This window comes from Streptomyces sp. NPDC052107, from assembly GCF_040680215.1.
Taxonomy (GTDB): domain Bacteria; phylum Actinomycetota; class Actinomycetes; order Streptomycetales; family Streptomycetaceae; genus Streptomyces.
Map to the genome: position 1 here is coordinate 135,240 of NZ_JBFAWG010000002.1, position 18,860 is coordinate 154,099.

The following is an 18,860-nucleotide window of genomic DNA, read 5'->3' on the forward strand; positions in this document are numbered from 1 at the left end:
CTCCGGGGCAAGGTTGGCCATACACGGCGCCTCACCTGTAGAGGAGATATTCCTTTCGCACCCGGCGGAAGGCGGCCAGCTCCTCCTGCCAGGCGCCGACCACCTCGTCCGTGCCGGCCCCCGCGTCGATCATCGTGCGCACCCGGGTGGAGCCGGTGAGCTTGTCGATCCAGTTGTCCGGCCGCCACGCGAAGCCGTCCCAGACCTTCCGGACGGTCACCAGCAGCGCGATCCCGGTGCGGACCGGGTCGTAGGCGGCCCGGTCGTGCACATGGATCTGCACCCCGCCGACCGTCTTGCCCTGGAACTTGGAGAAGGCGGGCGCGAAGTACGCCTCCCTGAACCGGACACCGGGCAGCGCGAGTTCGTTCGCCGCGGCGGCCCAGCGGCCGTCGACGCCCTCAGCGCCGAGCAGCTCGAACGGCCTGGTCGTACCTCGGCCCTCCGAGACGTTGGTGCCCTCGAAGATGCAGGTGCCGGAGTAGACGAGAGCGGTGTCCGGGGTCGGCATGTTCGGGCTCGGCGGCACCCACGGCAGCCCGCAGGCGTCGTAGAACCGGCTTCGCTTCCAGCCCGTCATCAGGACGGTGTCCAGCGCGGCCGGCTTGCTCAGGAACTCCCCGTTGAACAGCCGCGCCAGCTCAGCCACGGTCATCCCGTGCGCCTGGGCGATCGGCTGCCGGCCGACGAACGTGGCGAACTCCTTGTGCAGGACCGGACCTTGGGCCTCGCGGCCGGTGACCGGATTGGGCCGGTCCAGGACGACGAACCGCTTGCCCGCGAGCTGCGCGGCCTCCATGCAGTCGTAGAGGGTCCAGATGTAGGTGTAGAAGCGGGCGCCGACGTCCTGGATGTCGAAGACGACCGTGTCGACGCCGGCGGCGGTGAAGATGTCGGCGAGCGGCTGTCCGCTCTTCAGGTACGTGTCATAGACCGGCAGTCCCGTGGCGGGGTCGTCGTAGCGGCCCTCGGAGCCGCCGGCCTGTGCGGTGCCTCGGAAGCCGTGCTCCGGGCCGAAGACGGCCGTCAGGTTCACGCGGGGGTCGGCGTGCATGACGTCGACGATGTGCTGGACGTCGGGGGTGACGCCGGTGGGGTTGGTGACGATGCCGACGCGCCGGCCCTTGAGCAGGCAGTAGCCGTCGGCTGCGAGTCTCTCGAAGCCGGTGCGCAGTTCTTCGCGGTGTGCGGGGGCGGCCGGCAGGGCCGCCAACGAGGCCGATGCGAGCAAGTTCCGTCGAGACAGATGCATGGCTAGAGGTTGGTGCGGTGGCCCTTCCTTCACACATACCGACCGGTTAGTCTGGCCCGACCAGAGCCGATGCGCGCCGCGCTGAGTCGTGTCGAAGGAGACCGATGGTGGAAGCCGTGCAGGATGCGGGAGTGGTTGTCACCGGGGCCGGCGGGGGGATCGGAGCCGCGTTGGCCCGGCGGTTCGCCGCCGAGGGGGCCCGGGTCGTCGTGAACGACCTGGACGGCGAGAAGGCCAAGGCGGTGGCCGGGGAGATCGGCGGGATCGCCGTGCCGGGCGACGCCTCCGCGATCGTCGGCGACGCCCGTGACGCGCTCGGCGGCACCGTCGACGTCTACTGCGCGAACGCCGGTGTCGCCTTCGAGGACGGCGGCGCGGGCGGGCCGCTCGACGAGAAGTCGTGGGCAGTCGCCTGGGACGTCAATGTGATGGCGCACGTCCGCGCCGCCCACGAGCTGCTGCCGTCCTGGCTGGAGCGGGGCGCCGGGCGGTTCGTGTCCACCGTGTCGGCCGCCGGGCTCCTCACCATGATCGGCGCGCCCTCGTACAGCGTCACCAAGCACGGCGCCCACGCCTTCGCCGAGTGGCTGTCGCTGACGTACCGCCACCAGGGTCTGAAGGTGCACGCGATCTGCCCGCAGGGTGTGCGGACGGACATGCTGGCCGCCACCGGCAGCGCCGGGGACCTGGTGCTGCAGCCGACCGCGATCGAGCCGGAGGCCGTCGCCGACGCCCTGTTCCGGGGCATCGCCGAGGACCGCTTCCTGATCCTGCCGCACCCCGAGGTGGCCGAGTACTACCAGGCGCGTGCCACCGATCCGGATCGCTGGCTGAGCGGCATGAACCACATCCAGCGCAAGTGGGAGGAGGCCCGGTGACGGCCTCCCGGTACGCCGCACGGCCCTGGCTGGCCCTGCTCGACGACGCCCAGCGCGGTCCGATCGACCCCGCCGACTCGCTGGTGCACGCCCTGCGGGCGGCCGTGGCCGAGGCGCCCGAGCGCGCCTTCCTCGCCTACTTCGACGCCCGGCTGAGCTACCGCGAGGTGGACGAGCTGAGCGACTCCGTCGCCGCCCACCTCGCCGCGCGGGGGCTGGAGCGCGGGGACCGGGTGGCGGTGCTGCTGCAGAACTCCCCGCACTTCGTGCTCGCCGTCCTCGGCGCCTGGAAGGCCGGCGCGACCGTCGTCCCGGTCAACCCGATGTACAAGTCGGCCGAGATGGGCCACATCCTGCGGGACGGCGAGGTGGCCGCGCTGGTCTGCTCCGACCGGGCCTGGGAGTCGTACCTCCAGCAGACCGCCGCCGACTCGCCGGTGCGGGTCGTGCTCACCGCGAGCGAGTTGGACTTCCAAACCCGCGCCGACGCGCGCGTGCTCGGTTTCGAGCGGCTGCCCCAGGCGCCGGACACCGACGACCTCGTGGCCGTCGCCCGGCAGGGCGGCAAGGCGCCCGAGGGCCGTGACCCGCGCCCGGACGACATCGCGCTGATCAGCTACACCTCCGGCACCAGCGGCACCCCCAAGGGCGCCACCAACACGCACGGCAACATCATGCACAATGCCGAGCGGCAGCGGACCGGGCTCGCGCTGCCCGAGGCGCCCGTCTACTACGCGCTCGCGCCGCTGTTCCACATCACCGGCATGGTCTGCCAGTTCGGCGCCTGCCTGAACAGCGCCGGCACCCTGGTGCTCGCCTACCGCTTCGAGCCCGGACTCGTCCTGGAGGCATTCGCCGAGCACCACCCGCACTACACGGTCGGGCCGTCCACCGCGTTCATGGCGCTGGCCGCCCACCCGGACGCCACCCGCGAGCACTTCGCCTCCTTCGTGAACATCTCCTCCGGCGGTGCGCCCGTGCCCCCGGCCCTGGTGGAGAAGTTCCGCGAGCGCTTCGGGCCGTACATACGCGTCGGCTACGGACTGACCGAGTGCACCGCCCCCTGCGCCTCGGTCCCGCCTGGCCTGGAGGCACCCGTGGACCCCGTCTCCGGGACGCTGTCGGTGGGCCTGCCCGGCGCCGACACGGTCGTCAGGATCGTGGACGAGCGGGGCGCGGAGGTGCCCTTCGGGGAGCAGGGCGAGATCGTCGTACGAGGGCCCCAGGTGGTCCCCGGCTACTGGCGGCGCCCGGACGCCACGGCCGAGTCCTTCCCGGACGGCGAGCTGCGCACCGGCGACATCGGCTTCATGGACGCCCAGGGCTGGCTGTACGTCGTCGACCGCAAGAAGGACATGATCAACGCGTCCGGCTTCAAGGTGTGGCCCCGCGAGGTCGAGGACGTGCTCTACACCCACCCGGCGGTGCGCGAGGCGGCCGTCGTCGGCGTCCCCGACGGCTACCGTGGTGAGACCGTGAAGGCCTACATCAGCCTGCGTCCGGGCGCGGAGGCGGCCCCCGATGACCTCGCGGTGTACTGCAGGGAGAGACTGGCCGCCTACAAATACCCGCGCCAGGTGGAGATCCTGCCCGACCTGCCCAAGACGGCGAGTGGGAAGATCCTCCGGCGGGAACTGCGTTCCCGCGCGCACGACAACAGCAACGCCGGTCAGTAGGCGACGAGGAAAGGCAGGTGGCGGCAGTGCCCAGGACGACGGACGGAGACGGGACGCCCGTTCCGCAGCGGCTGCTGGCCGCCGCCACCCGGCTCTTCGCCGAGCAGGGATACGACCGCACCTCCGTGCAGGAGATCGTGGAGGCGGCCGGCGTCACCAAGGGGGCGCTTTACCACTACTTCGGCTCCAAGGACGACCTCCTGCACGAGGTGTACGCGCGTGTACTGCGCATCCAGCAGGAGCGGCTGGACCACTTCGCCGGGATGGACGCGCCGGTGGAGGAACGGCTCAGAGCCGCCGCGGCGGACGTGGTCGTCACCACGATCGACAACCTCGACGACGCGATGATCTTCTTCCGCTCCATGCACCACCTCAGCCCGGAGAAGAACAAGCAGGTCCGCGCCGAGCGCAGGCGCTACCACGAACGGTTCCGCGCGCTGATCGAGGAGGGCCAGAAGGCGGGCGTCTTCTCCACGGCGACGCCGGCCGACCTGGTCGTGGACTACCACTTCGGCTCCGTCCACCACCTGTCCACCTGGTACCGCCCGGACGGCCCCCTCACCCCTCAGCAGGTCGCCGACCACCTCGCCGACCTGCTGCTGCGGGCGCTGCGTCCGTGACGCGACCGTGCGTGAAGGCACCGTCCGTGAGGTGACGGACGAGGGCGGCGGCCGCCGGGTTCCGGGGCCGCTCGCCGCGTCCGGTGAGGACGACCGTACGGCCGGGCTCCGGCTGCCGTATCCGCACGCACGGCAGCCCGGCCCGCTCGCCGACGGCCCGGGGCACGAACGCCACCCCGGTCCCGGCCCGGACGAGGTCCACCAGGCAGCCCGATCTTGGTGACGTCACAGGTGACACGGCGTTCGAGGCCGCTGGGGGTCCCCCCGCTCGAGCGCCGTCGAGAGTGGGGGAGGGCGGCAAGCGTCGTACGGCCGTCTCCAGCCCGGTGCCCGCGCGGAAGTCGACGAACGCCTCCTCGGCGAGGTCCTTGGTGAGCGTGCGGCCCGCCTCGGCCGGCGGATGCCCCGGCGCGTTGATCAGCACCAGTTCCTCGTGCCAGCGGGCGTACGCGTGCAGCCCCTCGGGCAGGTCCCGCGCCTCCGGGGCGACGAACGCCAGGTCCAGCTCACCGGCTCGCAGCGCCTCGGTCAGCTCGGCGACGGTCGCGTTCCGCACCGAGACCTGGATGCCGGGGAACTCCCGGTGGAAGGCGGCCAGTTCGGCGGGCAGGTCGACGCCGGTCAGCGTCTGGATCGTCCCCACGGACACCCGGCCCGCGGCAAGTCAGGCCACGGCCGCGACCGCGTCCCGGCCGCCTCGGCGCCGGCGAGCAGCGCACGCGCCTGGGGGAGCAGGGCCCGGCCCGCCTCGGTGAGCACCACCCGGTGGCCCGTACGGTCGAACAGGTCGGCGCCCAGCTCCCGCTCCAGGTTCCGGACGGACGTACTGAGCGCCGACTGCACGATGAGCTCGGCGCGTGCGGCGGCGGTACCGTGTTTGCCCGGGGAAAAGCCCCCGGACCTCCGGCAGGGAACCCCACGAGCGCCTTGTGGCTGTGGAGCGCGCCGCATTCGGCACGCTCCACAGCCACAGGTTGCGCGCAGTTCCCCGCCGAGCGGCGCGGCTCAGACGTACTTCTTCAACTCCCGCCGCGCCAGCGACCGCTGGTGCACCTCGTCCGGACCGTCGGCCAGCATCAGGGTGCGGGCGCTCGCGTACAGCTCGGCCAGCGGGAAGTCCTGGCTCACCCCGCCCGCGCCGTGCAGCTGGATCGCGCGGTCCAGGATGCCGACCACCGCGCGCGGAGTGGCGATCTTGATGGCCTGGATCTCGGTGTGGGCGCCCTTGTTGCCGACGGTGTCCATCAGCCAGGCCGTCTTCAGCACCAGCAGCCGCAGCTGCTCGACGGTGACCCGGGCGTCGGCGATCCAGTTCTGGACGACTCCCTGCTGGGCCAGCGCCTTGCCGAACGCCGTACGGGACACGGCCCGCCGGCACATCAGCTCGATGGCCCGCTCGGCCATGCCGATCAGCCGCATGCAGTGGTGGATCCGGCCGGGGCCGAGCCGGGCCTGGGCGATGGCGAATCCGCCGCCCTCCTCGCCGATCAAGTTGGTGACCGGCACGCGCGCGTGGTCGAAGATCACCTCGGCGTGGCCGCCGTGCGAGTGGTCCTCGTATCCGAAGACCTGCATGGCGCGCTTGACGGTGACGCCCGGGGTGTCGCGCGGAACCAGGACGAGGGACTGCTGGCGGCGGATGTCGGCGCCGTCCGGGTCCGTCTTGCCCATCAGGATGAAGACCTTGCAGTCCGGGTTCATCGCGCCGGAGATGTACCACTTGCGCCCGGTGATGACATAGTCGTCGCCGTTGCGCTCGATGTGCGTGGTGATGTTCGTGGCGTCCGAGGAGGCCACCTCCGGCTCGGTCATCGCGAACGCCGAGCGGATCTCACCGGCCAGCAGCGGCTCCAGCCACTGCTTCTTCTGCCGCTCGTCGCCGAACTGCGCGAGCACCTCCATGTTCCCGGTGTCGGGCGCGGCACAGTTGGTCGCGGTGGGCGCCAGATGCGGGGAGCGGCCGGTGATCTCGGCGAGCGGCGCGTACTGGAGGTTGGTGAGTCCCGCGCCGTACTCCGCGTCGGGCAGGAACAGGTTCCACAGGCCCTGCCTGCGGGCCTCGGCCTTCAGCTCCTCGACCACGGCCGGAGTGTCCCACGGGGAGGCGAGCGCGGCCCGCTGCTCCTCGGCGACCGCCTCGGCCGGGTAGACGTACTCGTCCATGAAGGCGAGCAGCTTGGCGCGCAGCTCCTCGGTGCGCGCGTCGAACGCGAAGTCCATTTCTGGATCAGCCTTCCTGAAGAGTGGTCAGTCCGTGGTCGATGAAGACGGGCACGAGGTCGCCGATCCGGTCGAAGCCGCGGCCGACCGTCTGGCCCAGGGTGTACCGGTAGTGGATGCCCTCCAGGATCACGGCGAGCTTGAACCAGGCGAACGCCGTGTACCAGGAGACGCCGGAGACGTCGCGTCCCGAGCGCTCGGCGTACCGCTCGATCAGCTCTCTGGGGGACGGGTGCCCCGGGGCCTCGGCCGTGGTGGAGACCGGGGACTCGGCCATGCCCAGCGGCCGGCTGTACATCACCAGCAGGCCCAGGTCGGTGAGCGGGTCGCCGAGGGTCGACATCTCCCAGTCGAGTATCGCCTTGATCTTGTCGTCGTCGCCGATCAGGACGTTGTCGAGCCGGTAGTCGCCGTGGACGACGGCCGGGGTCGGGGAGGCGGGCAGGGAGCGGCCGAGGGCGGCGTGCAGTTCGTCGATGCCGGCCAGTTCGCGGTTGCGGGAGGCGTCCAGCTGCTTGCCCCAGCGGCGCAGCTGCCGGTCCAGGAAGCCCTCGGGGCGCCCGAAGTCCGCGAGTCCGACTGCGGCGGGGTCGACCGCGTGCAGTTCGACGAGCGTGTCCACCAGGGACAGCACCGCGTTCCGGGTGCGCTCGGGGCCCAGCGGGGCCAGCTGCTGGGCCGTGCGGTACGGCGTGCCCTCGACGAACTCCATGACGTAGAACGGCGCCCCGAGCACCTCTTCGTCCTCGCACAGCAGCACCGGGCGCGGGACCGGTACCCGGGTCGGGTGCAGGGCGCTGATCACCCGGTGCTCGCGCTTCATGTCGTGCGCGGTGGCCAGCACATGACCGAGCGGGGGCCGGCGTACGACCCAGTTGGCGGTGCCGTCGGAGAGCGCGTAGGTGAGGTTCGACCGTCCGCCCTCGATCAGCCGGCCGGTGAGGGGGCCGGTCACCAGTCCGGGGCGCTCGCGGTCGAGGTGGGCGCGCAGCCGGTCCAGGTCGAGTCCGGGCGGGTGGTCGGCGCTCATACATCACTCCTATGAACGGGTGAACAGGACCCACTCATGATGCCGACCGGTCGGTATGTAGTCCAGTGTGCGGAGCGATCACGCGGCCAAACGTGACCGGAGCCACGATAGGCCGACGGCCCCCGGCGCGCTGCCCGGGGAGCCGTCGGCCCGGTCGCGGTCCCACGTCAGTGGTCGTCCCAGTGGCCGTCGTGCTCGGCATGCCGGTGGCCGCCGTGCAGATAGTCGATGTGATCGCCGTGCTGCACCTGGGCGTGCCCGCACTCGTCGTAGTGCACGTGCTCATGGCCCTCGTGGACGGTGTGCCCGGACGGCTCGCACTCGTCCCAGTGACCCTCGTGCTCGCGGTGCAGATGCCCGTCGTGCGCGTAGTCCAGGTGGTCGCCGTGCGGCACGGCGTTGTGCCCGCAGCCCGGACCGTGGCTGTGCGTGCCGTGTTCGGTGTGTTCCTGGTGGAGGGTGGTCATGGTGCTCACCTTCGGGGATACGGGGTGCCCACGACGGACAGGCTATGGGGCGAAGCGGTGTATATCAGTGCATACGGCTTGCGTGGCGTACGAGTACCCCGGAGGGTCGAGGGCATGAAGGCCATCAGCTACCGCCACTACGGCGGACCCGAGGTGCTGGAGTACGGCGAGGTGCGCGACCCGAAGGTCGGCCCCGACCAGGTGCTCGTCAAGGTCCGTGCCGCGGCCGTCAACCCGGTCGACTGGAAGTGCCGCGAGGGCTATCTCGACGCGGTCCTGGACGCCGTCTTCCCGGTGATCCCCGGCTGGGACGTCAGTGGTGTGGTCGTCCAGCCCGGCGCCGCGGTCACCGAGTTCGCCGTCGGGGACGAGGTCATCGGCTACTGCCGCGAGGACTTCCTCTCCCGCGGCACCTTCGCCGAGTACATCGCCGCGCCCGTGCGTACCCTGGCCCGCAAGCCGCGCAACCTGTCCTTCGAGGAGGCCGCGGGCCTTCCGCTCGCCGGGCTCACCGCGTATCAGGTGCTCGTCAGGGCGCTGGAGGTGGCGCGCGACGAGACCGTGCTGGTGCACGCGGCGGCCGGCGGTGTCGGCTCCCTCGCCGTCCAGATCGCCGCCCACCTCGGCGCCCGGGTCATCGGTACGGCGAGCGAACACAACCACGACTATGTGCGCGGCCTCGGCGGCGAGCCGGTGACCTACGGCGAGGGCCTGGCCGAACGGGTGCGCGCGCTCTCCCCGGACGGCGTGGAGGCGGTCTTCGACACCGTCGGCGGGGACACCCTGAAGACCTCGGCCAACCTGCTCGCCCCGGAAGGCCGGCTGGCGTCGATCGCCGACCCGGAGGTGGTGAGCCTCGGCGGCCGCTACTGCTTCGTCCGCCCGGACGCCCAGGACCTGGGCAGGCTCTGCGACCTGGCCGAGCGGGGCGTGATCTCGGTACACGTCCAGGAGACCTTCCCGCTGGAGCGGACGGCGGACGCGCACCGGATGAACCAGGAGGGCCGCACCCGCGGCAAGATCGTGGTCACGGTGGACCGGGAGGAAACGGAGGGCGCCGTCTGGGCCAGGGGAGAAGAGAGCACCCTCTACAGCTCGAGTCAGGAGGGCACCTTCTAGAGCACGAGCACCGCCGCGCACAAGGCCAGCGCCATCGCGCACAGCGCCGCCACCGTCGCCTGCCGGGGAGCGAGCGCCTGCGGGCGGGGACCGGTCGCGAGGGCCCGGATCCGGCGGTGGGCCACCGCCAGAAAGCCCAGGAAGAGCACACAGCACAGGGCGCAGACGGTCATCCCGGTGGCCGAGGCGCCATTGTGCAGGGCGGTCTTGACGGAGAGTACGGCGGCCACGGTGGCCGAGAGGGTCGTACGACGCCAGGCCAGCCGGGTGCGCTCCGGCTGCAGCCCCGGGTCGCGCCCGGCCGTGCTCACCTCGCCCATCCGGCCAGCACCACCACGACCATCGTCACCGCCACCACCGCGACGACCAGGCTCAGCAGCGCCGGGAACCGGGACGCGGGCAGGTCCTCACCGCGCCGGATCGCCCGCTCACAGCGCACCCAGTGGTTCACCGCGCGCAGCGAGCACAGCACGCCGGCGCCGAGCAGCGCGAGCGCGAGACCGACCCGCCACGCCCAGCGCAGGTCCGGCAGGAACTGGTCCACCGCGAATCCGCCGCCGATCAGTGCGAGCGCCGTGCGCAGCCAGGCGAGAAAGGTGCGCTCGTTGGCCAGCGAGAACCGGTAGTCGGGCGTGGCGCCCTCGTCCCGCACCTGCTCCGGCGCGAACCACAGCCGGATGTTCCGTACGAATTCGCTCACGCGGCCGACCTTACCCGGCGGTCACCGCCCCGCCCGGAACGCCCTCAGCCTCTCGTACGCCGCCAGCCCGTCCGGCACCCACTCCCAGTCGCCGAGCCGCCCCTCGACCTCTTCCTCGGGCAGGAAGTCGTGCCACTGGACCTCCTCCACCTGCGGATGTACGGGCAGCTCGCAGCGCACCTCGTACACCGCCGACCACCAGCTGTTCCCGGCCCCGTCGTCGTACAGGAACTTGAAGAGGTACGTCGGCCGGGGGAGCCCCGTCACCCCCAGCTCCTCCTCGGCCTCCCGCAGCGCGGCCTCGTCGTAGGACTCGCCCGCGCCGACGACGCCACCGACGAACATGTCGTACAGGGCCGGGAAGACCAGCTTGGTCGCGGTGCGCCGGTGGACGAAGAGCCGGCCGACCGCGTCCCGGGCCTGGATGAACACGCACCGGTGGCGCAGCCCGCGGGCGTACGCCTCACCGCGGGGACACTGGGTGACGACCCGGTCGTGCTCGTCGACGATGTCGAGGATCTCGTCAGCAGGGTTCATGCCCTCATCCAAGCAGCCGGTGTCAGCGCCGCTGGAGGTCCCGGGCCGAGGGTTCGGTCTCCGCCGCGCCGCACGGCATCGCCGGGTGCAGCCCGAGCAGCACGATGCCCACGACCACCGCCGCGAGCCCGGCCGCCTCCCAGGCCAGCGCCCCGGTGTCGGTGCGCAGCCGGTCACCGAGGAAGCCGACGCCGCACAGGATCCCGGCGAGCGGCTCGGCCGCGGTCAGCGCCGGCAGCGACATGCGCAGCGGGGCGGTCTCGAAGGCGCTCTGTACCAGGACCAGCCCGGTGACCCCGCACACCAGCACGCCGTACGGCTGCCAGCCGCTGAACAGCTCGGCGAAGCCGCCCTCGGAGAAGCGGGTGCCGCTCACCCGGGTCAGGGCGTCCTGTACGCCGTACAGCAACCCGGCGGCGGTGGCCAGCAGCACCGGGCCCCAGCTCAGCCGGGAGCGCTTGCCGTACGCCGTGAGCACCAGGGCCGCGCCGACCATCGCGCCGATGATCAGCCAGTGCCGCAGCGGATCGGAGACGGCGCTGCCGGCCCGCGGCTCGCCCGCCATGATGAACGCGCTCACGCCGCCCGCGAGCAGCAGCAGTCCGGCCCAGCCCTGGCGGCCCAGCGGCTGTTTGGTCTGGTACCGGGACAGCGCGAGTGCGAACAGCAGATTGGTCGCGAGCAGCGGTTCGACCAGGGAGATCTCGCCCTTGCCGAGCGCGATCGCACCGAGCACCATGCCGGCGATCATCAGACCGAGCCCGCCCAGCCAGCGCGGCACCCGCATCAGGTCGAGCAGCAGCCGGAAGGACAGGAAGTCGCTCAGCGGTGCCTTCTGCGCCGCGTTCTGCTGGAGCACGAACCCGAAGCCCAGACAGCAGGCAGCACTCACGGCGAGAAGGAGAACCAGAACGGACACGCTGCGTACCTCGATCATCCGGCCGGACCACGGGTGCGTAGTGGCCGACTGTAGCGTCCCCGGGACGGCATTGACCCGGAAGTGCGCGGAACAGGGCAGTTGACTCGCCATGCTGCGGGGCCGGCCGGCCCGGCGCCATGGCGTACGCCACAGCGGGCCGTCGGGTACCCCGGCCCGGCCCCGGCCCGCCTGCGCCGAGTTCCCCAACTTTCCTATCCATCACGGTAGTTGAACCCAGTAACAGCCCTGTTCCGCTTGACGCAAACCTTGGCTGAGGGTTTGCTGTGCGTGATCGGCCGATGGCAGCCCGAGAAACAGGAAGTCCCGCGGTGCCCCCTCTCCCACCCCTGCTCGGCGCCCGCCGGGCCCCGACGGACCGGTCCGGTGACACGGCCCCGGACGACTCCGGCGCCTTCGACGGCGGCTTGCACGGCGGCTTCGACGACACCTTCGACGACACCTTCGACGATGCCGAACTGCGCACCGCACGCGCCGCGTTCACCCAGGGCCGGCGGCAGGCCGCCCGCTCCCTGCTCCGGCACACCGGCGACGACTGGGACCGCCGTGGCCACCGCCTCACCGTGCTCGCCCGGGAGCCGTACGCCGTGGCCTGGGCCCGCGACTGGCTGCACGCCGAACCCGGCTCCGCCGACGCCTCCGCGCTGTACGCCCTCGCCCGGGTCCAGCGCGCCCTGCGCGGCAAGGAGGACCCCGGCCGGGCCCGCGAGGCCTGCGCCACCGCCGCCGCGCTCGCCCCCGCCGACCCCACCCCCTGGCTGGGCTTACTCCAGCTGGCCCGCACCCTCGGCCCCGAGCGCGAGGTGCTCGGCACCTTCACCGAACTGCGCCGCCGCCACCCCGAGCACCACCACGCCCACCATCTGCTCCTCGCCCGCCTCGCCGAACGGCCCTCCGGCGGCCGGGCCGCCGAGGACCACGAGGTGTACGACCTCGCCGAACTGGCCGCCGCCGAGGCCCCCGCCGACTCCCCGCTCGCCGTCCTGCCGGTCGTCGCCTACGCCGAGCGCTACCGCGTCCTCGCCACCACCGGTCTCGCCCCGGCCGACCCCGCCGCCTCCAGTCACTGGTCCGGCCCCCGGGCCCGCCGCATCCTGCGCGCCTGCTTCGACTGGTGGCTGGAGTGGGAGCACGACGAACACCCCCGCCGCCACATCGACCTCAACCACCTCGCCTTCGCCCTGTCCTGCGCCGGCCGCCCGGCCGAGGCGGCGGCCCTGTTCCGGCGCATCGGCCGGCACGCCACCCCGGCACCCTGGTCCTACGCCCACCGCGATCCTGGCGCGGCCTTCCGGACGGCCCGCGCCCGCGCGCTGGGGCACTGAACGTCACGCCTCTGCGCGACGTACGTAAGAAGTGATTACAGAACCCTGACCACTGACCGGACCCCCTGGCCCCCCGGGGCCCCGAGTGCTCGAATGAACGCGTGAACTCTGAACAGTCCGAGGAACGGGACGGCACACCCATAGGCCGCCGGGTCTTCCTCGGCACCCTCGGCCTGGGCGCGCTCGGCGTCGTCGCGGCGCCCATGCTGCAACGCGGCCTTGAGGGCGTCCTCGGCGCCGTCGCCGGCAAGGACCCCACTGGCCTGACCGGCCTGCTGCCCAACGGCGGCGGATTCCGCTACTACTCCGTCGCCGCGTCGGTGCCGCGCCTGAACGCCACCGACTACCACCTGAAGATCGGCGGCCTGGTCGACCGCCCGCACACCTACACCCTGGCCGATCTGCGCGCCCTCCCGCAGACCCGGCTGGTCAAGGACGTCCAGTGCGTCACCGGCTGGCGGGTGCCCGGCACCCCCTTCGAGGGCGTACGCCTCTCCGACCTCCTGGACGCGGCCGGGGTCCGTCCCGGGGCGAAGGCGATCCACTTCACCTGCTTCGACGGCACCTACACCGAGAGCCTCACCCTCGCCCAGGCCCGCCGCCCGGACGTCCTGGTCGCCCTGCGCATGCAGGACAAGGACATCGGCCACGACCACGGCGGCCCGGTCCGCCTGTATGTCGCCCCCATGTACTTCTACAAGTCGGCCAAGTGGCTCTCCGGGATCACGGTCACCGACCGGGTCGAGCCCGGTTACTGGGAGCGCCTCGGCTACGACGTCGACGCCTGGGTCGGCCGGTCGAACGGACGGACCGATGAGCCTACGAGCTGACACCCCGGCCCCGCCCGGCACCCGTATCCGCCGCTTCGGCCCGGTCCAACGCTGGGTGCACCGCGCCACGGCCGCGCTGATGGGCGTCTGCGTGGTCACGGCGGCCGTCCTCTACATCCCCCAGTTCGCGGTCATGGTCGGCCGCCGGGAACTGGTCGTCCGCGTCCACGAGTGCGCCGGACTCGCCCTGCCCGTCCCGGTCCTGCTGGGTCTGGCCTCCCGCGTCTTCCGCTCCGACCTGCGCTTCCTCAACCGCTTCGGCCCGCACGACCGGCTCTGGCTGCGCGCCGCCCTGCGCCGTGACAAGCGGCACTCCTCGCGCCCGGCGGGCAAGTTCAACGCCGGCCAGAAGGTCTACGCCGCCTGGATCGCCGGCGCCACCCTGGTCATGCTCGGCACCGGCCTGCTGATGTGGTTCACCCACCTCGCGCCGCTGGAGTGGCGCACCTCGGCGACCTTCGTCCACGACTGGCTCGCCCTGACCATCGGCGTGGTCCTGGCCGGCCACATCGGCATGGCCCTGGGCGACCCGGAGGCGCGAAGGGGGCTGCGCACGGGAACGGTGAGCAGGGAGTGGGCGAAGCGGGAACACCCGCTGTGGCGCCCGTAGCCCTCGTGGTGCGGCCTCATGCCGGCCGCTCTTGCCCCTCAGAATTCCAACAGCACCTTGCAGGAGCGGCTCCGATCCGCAGCCAGGACAAACGCGTCCGCGGCCTCCCGGACCGGAACCACCGCACTGACCAGCCCGTCGAACTCCCCCCGCGCGGCCAGCAGTTCCAGCGCGTCATCGAACTCGGCGTCGAAGCGAAACGCCCCCAGCAACTCGATCTCCCGGCTCACCAGCAGGTTCCCGGCGAACGGCGACTGCCCCGGCGGCAGCATCCCGAGCTGTACGACCACACCACCGCGCCGTACGCGCCGCAGGCAGGTGTCGAGCCCGGGAGCGACCCCCGACGCCTCGACGGCCACGTCGACTTCCTCCGGCCACCCGGCATCATCCGGATCGTCGGCCCGTACCAGCGTGTCGGCGCCGGTCACGGCCGCGTGACCCAGCGCCTCCGGCACCGGATCCGTCACCGTCACCCGTGCCGCGCCGGCCGCCTTCGCCGTCGCGACCACCAGGCACCCGATGGGCCCCGCCCCGGTCACCAGTACATGCCGGCCGGACACGTCCCCGGCCCGCCGCACCGCGTGCAGCGCCACCGACAGCGGCTCGGCGAGGGCGGCCCGCCGCAGCCCGAGTCCGTCCGGCAGCGCCCGCAGCTGACCGGCCGGCACGGCGATCCGCTCGGCGAAGGCGCCCTGGACATGCGGAAAGCGGGCCGCGCTGCCCAGATACCGGGTGTCCCGGCACACGTTCGCCCGCCCGTCGGAGCACTCCGGGCAGTGCCCGCACGGGGTGGCGGGGTGCACGGCGACGGCCGTGCCCGGCGCGGGACCCGTGGCCCCGGCGCCGTAGGACACCACCGTGCCCACCACCTCGTGCCCGAGCACCATCGGCCCCCGGAGCCGGAAGTCCCCGACCCCGCCGTGCCGCCAGTAGTGCAGATCGGAGCCGCACACCCCGCCGTAACGGACGGCCACCAGGGCCTCGCCGGGCCCCGGTTCGGGCACCGGCAGTTCCTCCACCCGCAGATCGCCCGCGCCGTGGATCACACAACCCAGCATCGCCGCAGCCCCTTTCAGAGCACGCTCGTCATGCCGCCGTCGACGTACAGGATCTGCCCGCCCATGAAGTCGGAGGCCGGCGAGGCGAGGAAGAGCAGGCCGCCCACCAGGTCCTCGGTGCGGCCCCAGCGGCCCGCCGGGGTGCGCCGGCGGACCCAGGCGCTGAACTCCTCGTCCTCCACCAGCGGCCGGGTCAGCTCGGTCTCGATGTAGCCGGGGCCGAGGCCGTTGACCTGGACGCCGTACGGCCCCCAGTCGGCGCACATGCCCTTGGTGAGCATCTTCAGCGCGCCCTTGGTGGCGGCGTAGGGCGCGATGCCGGGGCGTACGACCTCGCTCTGCAGCGAGCAGATGTTGATGATCTTGCCGTGGCCGCGTTCCGTCATCCGCCGGGCGGCCTCGCGGCCGACGAGGAACGCGCTGGTGAGGTTGGCGTCCAGGATCCGGTGCCAGTCGGCGTCGGTGAACTCCAGCAGGGGGGCGCGCAGTTGCATGCCCGCGTTGTTGACGAGGATCTCGAGCGGGCCCACCCGCTCCTCGACGTCCGCGATCCCGGCGGCCACGGCCGGACCGTCGCTCACGTCGAACACCGCCGTACGGATGTCACCGGGCAGGTCCGCCGCGGCCTTGGCCAGCCGGCCGGGGTCACGGCCGTTGAGGACGACCGTGCAGCCGGCCTCGGCCAAACCCCGGGCCAGCGCGAGGCCTATGCCCCGGCTGGAGCCCGTGACCAGGGCGGTGCGGCCGCCGATGTCGAAGAGAGGGTGAGCCGTCATCGCCGGAGCGCTCCTAGATCACGAGGGACAGCAGCAGGACCAGACCGCCTGCGACCACCGAGAGGATCGTCTCCATGATCGACCAGGTCTTGACCGTCTGCCCGACGCTCAGCCCGAAGTACTCCTTCACCAGCCAGAAGCCGGCGTCGTTGACGAAGCTGAAGAAGAGCGAGCCGGCGCCGATCGCCAGGACGAGCAGGGCGGTGTGGGTGGTCGAGGTGCCGGCCGCGAGCGGCGCGATCAGACCGGCCGCCGAGACCGTCGCCACCGTCGCCGAGCCCGTCGCCAGCCGGATCACCACCGCGATCAGCCAGGCCAGCAGCACCGCCGGGATCGACCAGCTCTTGGAGATGTCCAGGATCATCTGGCCGACACCGGAGTCGATCAGGGTCTGCTTGAAGCCTCCGCCCGCGCCGACGATCAGCAGGATTCCCGCGATGGGCATCAGGCCCTTCTCGACGGTCTGCTGCAGCCGCTCCTTGCTGAACCCGGCGGGCCGGCCCAGCGTGAAGAAGCCGACGATCACGGCGGCGAGCAGGGCGATCATCGGGGAGCCGACGATGTCGAAGACGCGCTGGGTGGGGGTGGTCGCGTCGTCGACGACGATGTCCACCAGCGCCTTGGCCAGCATCAGCACCACCGGCAGCAGCACGGTCGCCAGGGTCGCGCCGAAACCGGGGCGGCGCTTCAGTTCCTCCGAGGGGCGCTGCGGCAGCATCCGCTCGGGCGCGGGGACGTCGACCCAGCGGGCCGCGACCTTCGAGAACAGCGGACCGCCGACGATCACGGTGGGTATCGCGACGAGGATGCCGAGCGCGAGCGTCACACCCAGGTTGGCGTGGAGTGCGTCGATCGCGACCAGCGGGCCGGGGTGCGGCGGGATCAGGCCGTGCATCACGGACAGACCGGCGAGCGCCGGGATGCCGATGCGCATCAGGGAGTAGTTGCCGCGTTTGGCGACCATGAGCACGACCGGGATCAGCAGCACGATGCCGACCTCGAAGAACAGCGGCAGGCCGATCACCGAGGCGATGAGCACCATCGCCCACGGCATGGCGCGCCCGCCGGCCTTGGCGAGGATCGTGTCGACGATCTGGTCGGCGCCACCGGAGTCGGCGAGGAGCTTGCCCAGGATCGCCCCGAGCGCGATCAGGACGCCCACGCCGGCCACGGTGGTGCCGAGCCCGGTGGTGAAGCTGGTGATGGCCTTGTCGAGCGGTGCTCCGGCGACCGCGCCCAGCGCCAGCGACCCGATGGTCAGCGCCAGGAAGGCATGGAGCTTGAACTTGGTGATGAGCAGGACGATGACGGCGATGCCCACCAGGACGGCGATGCCCAGCTGGGCGTGTCCGGCGGAGGTGATCGGCGGAGGCGTGTCCGCTGCCAGCATCTCGACGCTGAGTCTGGTCACGGGTGTTCCCTTGCGTTACGGGGGGACGGGGGTGAGTGCTACGCGGTGGTGTCGGGAAGCGCCTCGAGTGCCTTCACGGCACGCTCGGTGATCTCCTGGGGGCTGCCGGTGACGTCCACGGCGACTCCCGCCTCGTCCGGCTCCAGGGGCTGCAGCGTGGCGAACTGGGAGTCCAGCAGCGCGGTCGGCATGAAGTGCCCCTGCCGCTGCCTCATCCGGTCCTCGATCAGCTTCCGATCGCCGGAGAGGTGCACGAACACCACTCCGGGAGCGGCGGCCCGAAGCCGGTCGCGGTACGACCGCTTCAGCGCCGAGCTGCTGACCACCCCGCCCAGTCCGGCCCGCCCGTGCGCCCAGTGACCGATGGCGTCCAGCCAGGGCCACCGGTCGGTGTCGTCGAGCGGGATGCCGGCCGACATCTTGTCGATGTTGGCCTGCGGGTGGAAGTCGTCGCCCTCGGCGTACGGGACGCCCAGCCGCGCGGCGAGCAAGGGACCGATCGTGGTCTTGCCCGTCCCCGCGACGCCCATCACGACGACGACCTGGGGGGTTCGCATCACTGCCTCGCTGTCTTCCTCGACATCCGACGCCACAGCGGCGTCGCCACACTGAAACCTATTAGGTACGACGAATTCAAGAGTGTGTGACATATAAGTCTGACTTTTTCCGTCGGTGATCCACGCCGTACGCTGAGTGCATGACCACACCGGGCCGGGGGCTGCACGGCCATGTACTGGACACCCTCGGCCCCGCGATCACGGCGGGCGAGTACCCGCCGGGCAGCGTGCTGCGCACCGACGAGCTGGCACAGCACTTCGAGGTGTCCCGCTCCGTGATGCGCGAAGCGGTCCGGGTCCTCGAATCCATGCACCTGGTCGAATCCCGCCGCAGAGTGGGCGTGACGGTCCGCCCCAAGTCCGAGTGGAACGTCTACGACCCGCAGGTCATCCGCTGGCGCCTGGCCGGCGCCGACCGCCCGCACCAGTTGCGCTCGCTGACCGTGCTGCGCTCCGCGATCGAACCGGTCGCGGCCGGCCTCGCCGCCAAGCACGCCACGGCGGAGCAGTGCGCCGAACTCACCGAGTGCGCGCTGGGCATGGTGGCCAACTCACGCGGCCACAAGCTGGAGAAGTACCTGGTCCACGACATCGCATTCCACCGGGTCATCCTGAACGCCTCCGGCAACGAGATGTTCGCCCGGCTCGGCGACGTCGTCGCGGAGGTCCTGGCCGGCCGCACCCATCACGAGGTTATGTTCGAGGACCCCGACCCGGCGGCGGTCACCCTGCATGTGCAGCTGGCGGAGGCGGTCCGCGGCGGCGACGCGACCCGCGCCGAGCGGCTGACCAGGGAGATCACCGCGGGCGCCCTGCAGGAACTGGACATCCTGGCGCCCTAGTTCGTCCGCAGTTCC

Annotated in this window: 22 protein-coding genes; 8 read left to right on the forward strand and 14 right to left on the reverse strand. The window is 71.9% G+C overall.

Features of this window, described 5'->3' with window-relative positions:
• Nucleotides 1–31 precede the first annotated feature (31 nt).
• Entirely contained in the window at nucleotides 32–1,252 is a 1,221-nt protein-coding gene (locus AB0M27_RS02505; protein ID WP_365717105.1) for a DUF1343 domain-containing protein, read from the reverse strand.
• 104 nt (nucleotides 1,253–1,356) lie between these two features.
• On the opposite strand from AB0M27_RS02505, the gene AB0M27_RS02510 reads away from it, so the two are divergent.
• Genes AB0M27_RS02510 through AB0M27_RS02520 form a run of 3 tightly spaced genes read left to right on the forward strand, consistent with a single transcriptional unit; the run spans nucleotide 1,357 to nucleotide 4,426 of the window.
• On the forward strand, nucleotides 1,357–2,130 hold the full coding sequence (locus tag AB0M27_RS02510; protein WP_365717107.1) for an SDR family oxidoreductase: 774 nt from the start codon (nucleotides 1,357–1,359) through the stop codon (nucleotides 2,128–2,130).
• Nucleotides 2,127–3,806: an AMP-binding protein gene (locus AB0M27_RS02515; RefSeq protein WP_365717109.1), complete on the forward strand. Its 1,680-nt coding sequence runs from the start codon at nucleotides 2,127–2,129 to the stop codon at nucleotides 3,804–3,806. Before AB0M27_RS02510 ends, AB0M27_RS02515 begins: the two co-directional genes overlap by 4 nt.
• Before the next feature lie 26 nt (nucleotides 3,807–3,832).
• Complete coding sequence (locus AB0M27_RS02520; RefSeq protein ID WP_228618572.1) at nucleotides 3,833–4,426, forward strand: TetR/AcrR family transcriptional regulator; 594 nt, start codon at nucleotides 3,833–3,835, stop codon at nucleotides 4,424–4,426.
• Here AB0M27_RS02520 and AB0M27_RS02525 read toward each other — a convergent pair.
• The 5 genes from AB0M27_RS02525 to AB0M27_RS02545 form a co-directional block, all read right to left on the reverse strand.
• A complete protein-coding gene (locus AB0M27_RS02525) occupies nucleotides 4,365–5,069 on the reverse strand; it encodes a LysR substrate-binding domain-containing protein (RefSeq protein ID WP_365717111.1) in 705 nt (234 codons plus the stop codon). The genes AB0M27_RS02520 and AB0M27_RS02525 overlap by 62 nt on opposite strands.
• Nucleotides 5,048–5,377: a LysR family transcriptional regulator gene (locus AB0M27_RS02530; RefSeq protein ID WP_365717113.1), complete on the reverse strand. Its 330-nt coding sequence runs from the start codon at nucleotides 5,375–5,377 to the stop codon at nucleotides 5,048–5,050. Before AB0M27_RS02530 ends, AB0M27_RS02525 begins: the two co-directional genes overlap by 22 nt.
• Nucleotides 5,378–5,431: 54 nt before the next feature.
• The gene (locus AB0M27_RS02535; protein WP_365717115.1) at nucleotides 5,432–6,646 is read right to left on the reverse strand and encodes an acyl-CoA dehydrogenase family protein; all 1,215 of its coding nucleotides are present in this window, start codon (nucleotides 6,644–6,646) and stop codon (nucleotides 5,432–5,434) included.
• 7 nt (nucleotides 6,647–6,653) lie between these two features.
• The gene (locus AB0M27_RS02540; protein ID WP_365717117.1) at nucleotides 6,654–7,676 is read right to left on the reverse strand and encodes a phosphotransferase family protein; all 1,023 of its coding nucleotides are present in this window, start codon (nucleotides 7,674–7,676) and stop codon (nucleotides 6,654–6,656) included.
• Nucleotides 7,677–7,843: 167 nt separating this feature from the next.
• Nucleotides 7,844–8,143 carry a hypothetical protein gene (locus AB0M27_RS02545; RefSeq protein ID WP_365717119.1) on the reverse strand — a complete coding sequence of 100 codons (300 nt, stop codon included), beginning with the start codon at nucleotides 8,141–8,143 and terminating at the stop codon, nucleotides 7,844–7,846.
• Nucleotides 8,144–8,257: 114 nt separating this feature from the next.
• Here AB0M27_RS02545 and AB0M27_RS02550 point away from each other — a divergent pair, with 114 nt between their 5' ends.
• On the forward strand, nucleotides 8,258–9,262 hold the full coding sequence (locus tag AB0M27_RS02550; RefSeq protein WP_365717121.1) for an NADP-dependent oxidoreductase: 1,005 nt from the start codon (nucleotides 8,258–8,260) through the stop codon (nucleotides 9,260–9,262).
• Here AB0M27_RS02550 and AB0M27_RS02555 read toward each other — a convergent pair.
• Genes AB0M27_RS02555 through AB0M27_RS02570 form a run of 4 tightly spaced genes read right to left on the reverse strand, consistent with a single transcriptional unit; the run spans nucleotide 9,259 to nucleotide 11,418 of the window.
• A complete protein-coding gene (locus tag AB0M27_RS02555) occupies nucleotides 9,259–9,582 on the reverse strand; it encodes a DUF202 domain-containing protein (RefSeq protein ID WP_365717123.1) in 324 nt (107 codons plus the stop codon). The two genes, AB0M27_RS02550 and AB0M27_RS02555, sit on opposite strands and share 4 nt — an antisense overlap.
• Nucleotides 9,570–9,962, reverse strand: coding sequence for a DUF202 domain-containing protein (locus AB0M27_RS02560; RefSeq protein ID WP_365717125.1), 393 nt, complete (start codon nucleotides 9,960–9,962; stop codon nucleotides 9,570–9,572). The genes AB0M27_RS02555 and AB0M27_RS02560 overlap by 13 nt, the downstream gene beginning before the upstream one ends.
• Before the next feature lie 21 nt (nucleotides 9,963–9,983).
• Nucleotides 9,984–10,499, reverse strand: a complete 516-nt coding sequence (locus tag AB0M27_RS02565; protein ID WP_365717127.1) for an NUDIX domain-containing protein — start codon at nucleotides 10,497–10,499, stop codon at nucleotides 9,984–9,986.
• 22 nt (nucleotides 10,500–10,521) lie between these two features.
• A complete protein-coding gene (locus AB0M27_RS02570) occupies nucleotides 10,522–11,418 on the reverse strand; it encodes a DMT family transporter (RefSeq protein ID WP_365717129.1) in 897 nt (298 codons plus the stop codon).
• A 329-nt stretch (nucleotides 11,419–11,747) separates the two neighbouring features.
• Here AB0M27_RS02570 and AB0M27_RS02575 point away from each other — a divergent pair, with 329 nt between their 5' ends.
• The 3 genes from AB0M27_RS02575 (at nucleotide 11,748) to AB0M27_RS02585 (ending at nucleotide 14,201) form a co-directional block, all read left to right on the forward strand.
• Nucleotides 11,748–12,761: a hypothetical protein gene (locus AB0M27_RS02575; RefSeq protein ID WP_365717131.1), complete on the forward strand. Its 1,014-nt coding sequence runs from the start codon at nucleotides 11,748–11,750 to the stop codon at nucleotides 12,759–12,761.
• A gap of 101 nt (nucleotides 12,762–12,862) precedes the next feature.
• A complete protein-coding gene (locus AB0M27_RS02580; protein ID WP_365717133.1) occupies nucleotides 12,863–13,591 on the forward strand; it encodes a molybdopterin-dependent oxidoreductase in 729 nt (242 codons plus the stop codon).
• Nucleotides 13,575–14,201 carry a cytochrome b/b6 domain-containing protein gene (locus AB0M27_RS02585; RefSeq protein WP_365717135.1) on the forward strand — a complete coding sequence of 209 codons (627 nt, stop codon included), beginning with the start codon at nucleotides 13,575–13,577 and terminating at the stop codon, nucleotides 14,199–14,201. Before AB0M27_RS02580 ends, AB0M27_RS02585 begins: the two co-directional genes overlap by 17 nt.
• Nucleotides 14,202–14,239: 38 nt before the next feature.
• On the opposite strand, the gene AB0M27_RS02590 is transcribed toward AB0M27_RS02585, so the two are convergent.
• The 4 genes from AB0M27_RS02590 to AB0M27_RS02605 are packed head-to-tail and all read right to left on the reverse strand — an operon-like array spanning nucleotide 14,240 to nucleotide 18,003.
• Entirely contained in the window at nucleotides 14,240–15,259 is a 1,020-nt protein-coding gene (locus AB0M27_RS02590) for an L-idonate 5-dehydrogenase (RefSeq protein ID WP_365717137.1), read from the reverse strand.
• A 14-nt stretch (nucleotides 15,260–15,273) separates the two neighbouring features.
• The gene (locus AB0M27_RS02595) at nucleotides 15,274–16,035 is read right to left on the reverse strand and encodes an SDR family oxidoreductase (protein ID WP_365717139.1); all 762 of its coding nucleotides are present in this window, start codon (nucleotides 16,033–16,035) and stop codon (nucleotides 15,274–15,276) included.
• A 13-nt stretch (nucleotides 16,036–16,048) separates the two neighbouring features.
• Nucleotides 16,049–17,446, reverse strand: a complete 1,398-nt coding sequence (locus AB0M27_RS02600) for a gluconate:H+ symporter (protein ID WP_365717141.1) — start codon at nucleotides 17,444–17,446, stop codon at nucleotides 16,049–16,051.
• A 38-nt stretch (nucleotides 17,447–17,484) separates the two neighbouring features.
• Entirely contained in the window at nucleotides 17,485–18,003 is a 519-nt protein-coding gene (locus tag AB0M27_RS02605; protein WP_365717143.1) for a gluconokinase, read from the reverse strand.
• Between the two features lie 140 nt (nucleotides 18,004–18,143).
• On the opposite strand from AB0M27_RS02605, the gene AB0M27_RS02610 reads away from it, so the two are divergent.
• Nucleotides 18,144–18,845, forward strand: coding sequence for a FadR/GntR family transcriptional regulator (locus AB0M27_RS02610; protein WP_365717145.1), 702 nt, complete (start codon nucleotides 18,144–18,146; stop codon nucleotides 18,843–18,845).
• The last annotated feature ends 15 nt before the right edge of the window (nucleotides 18,846–18,860 follow it).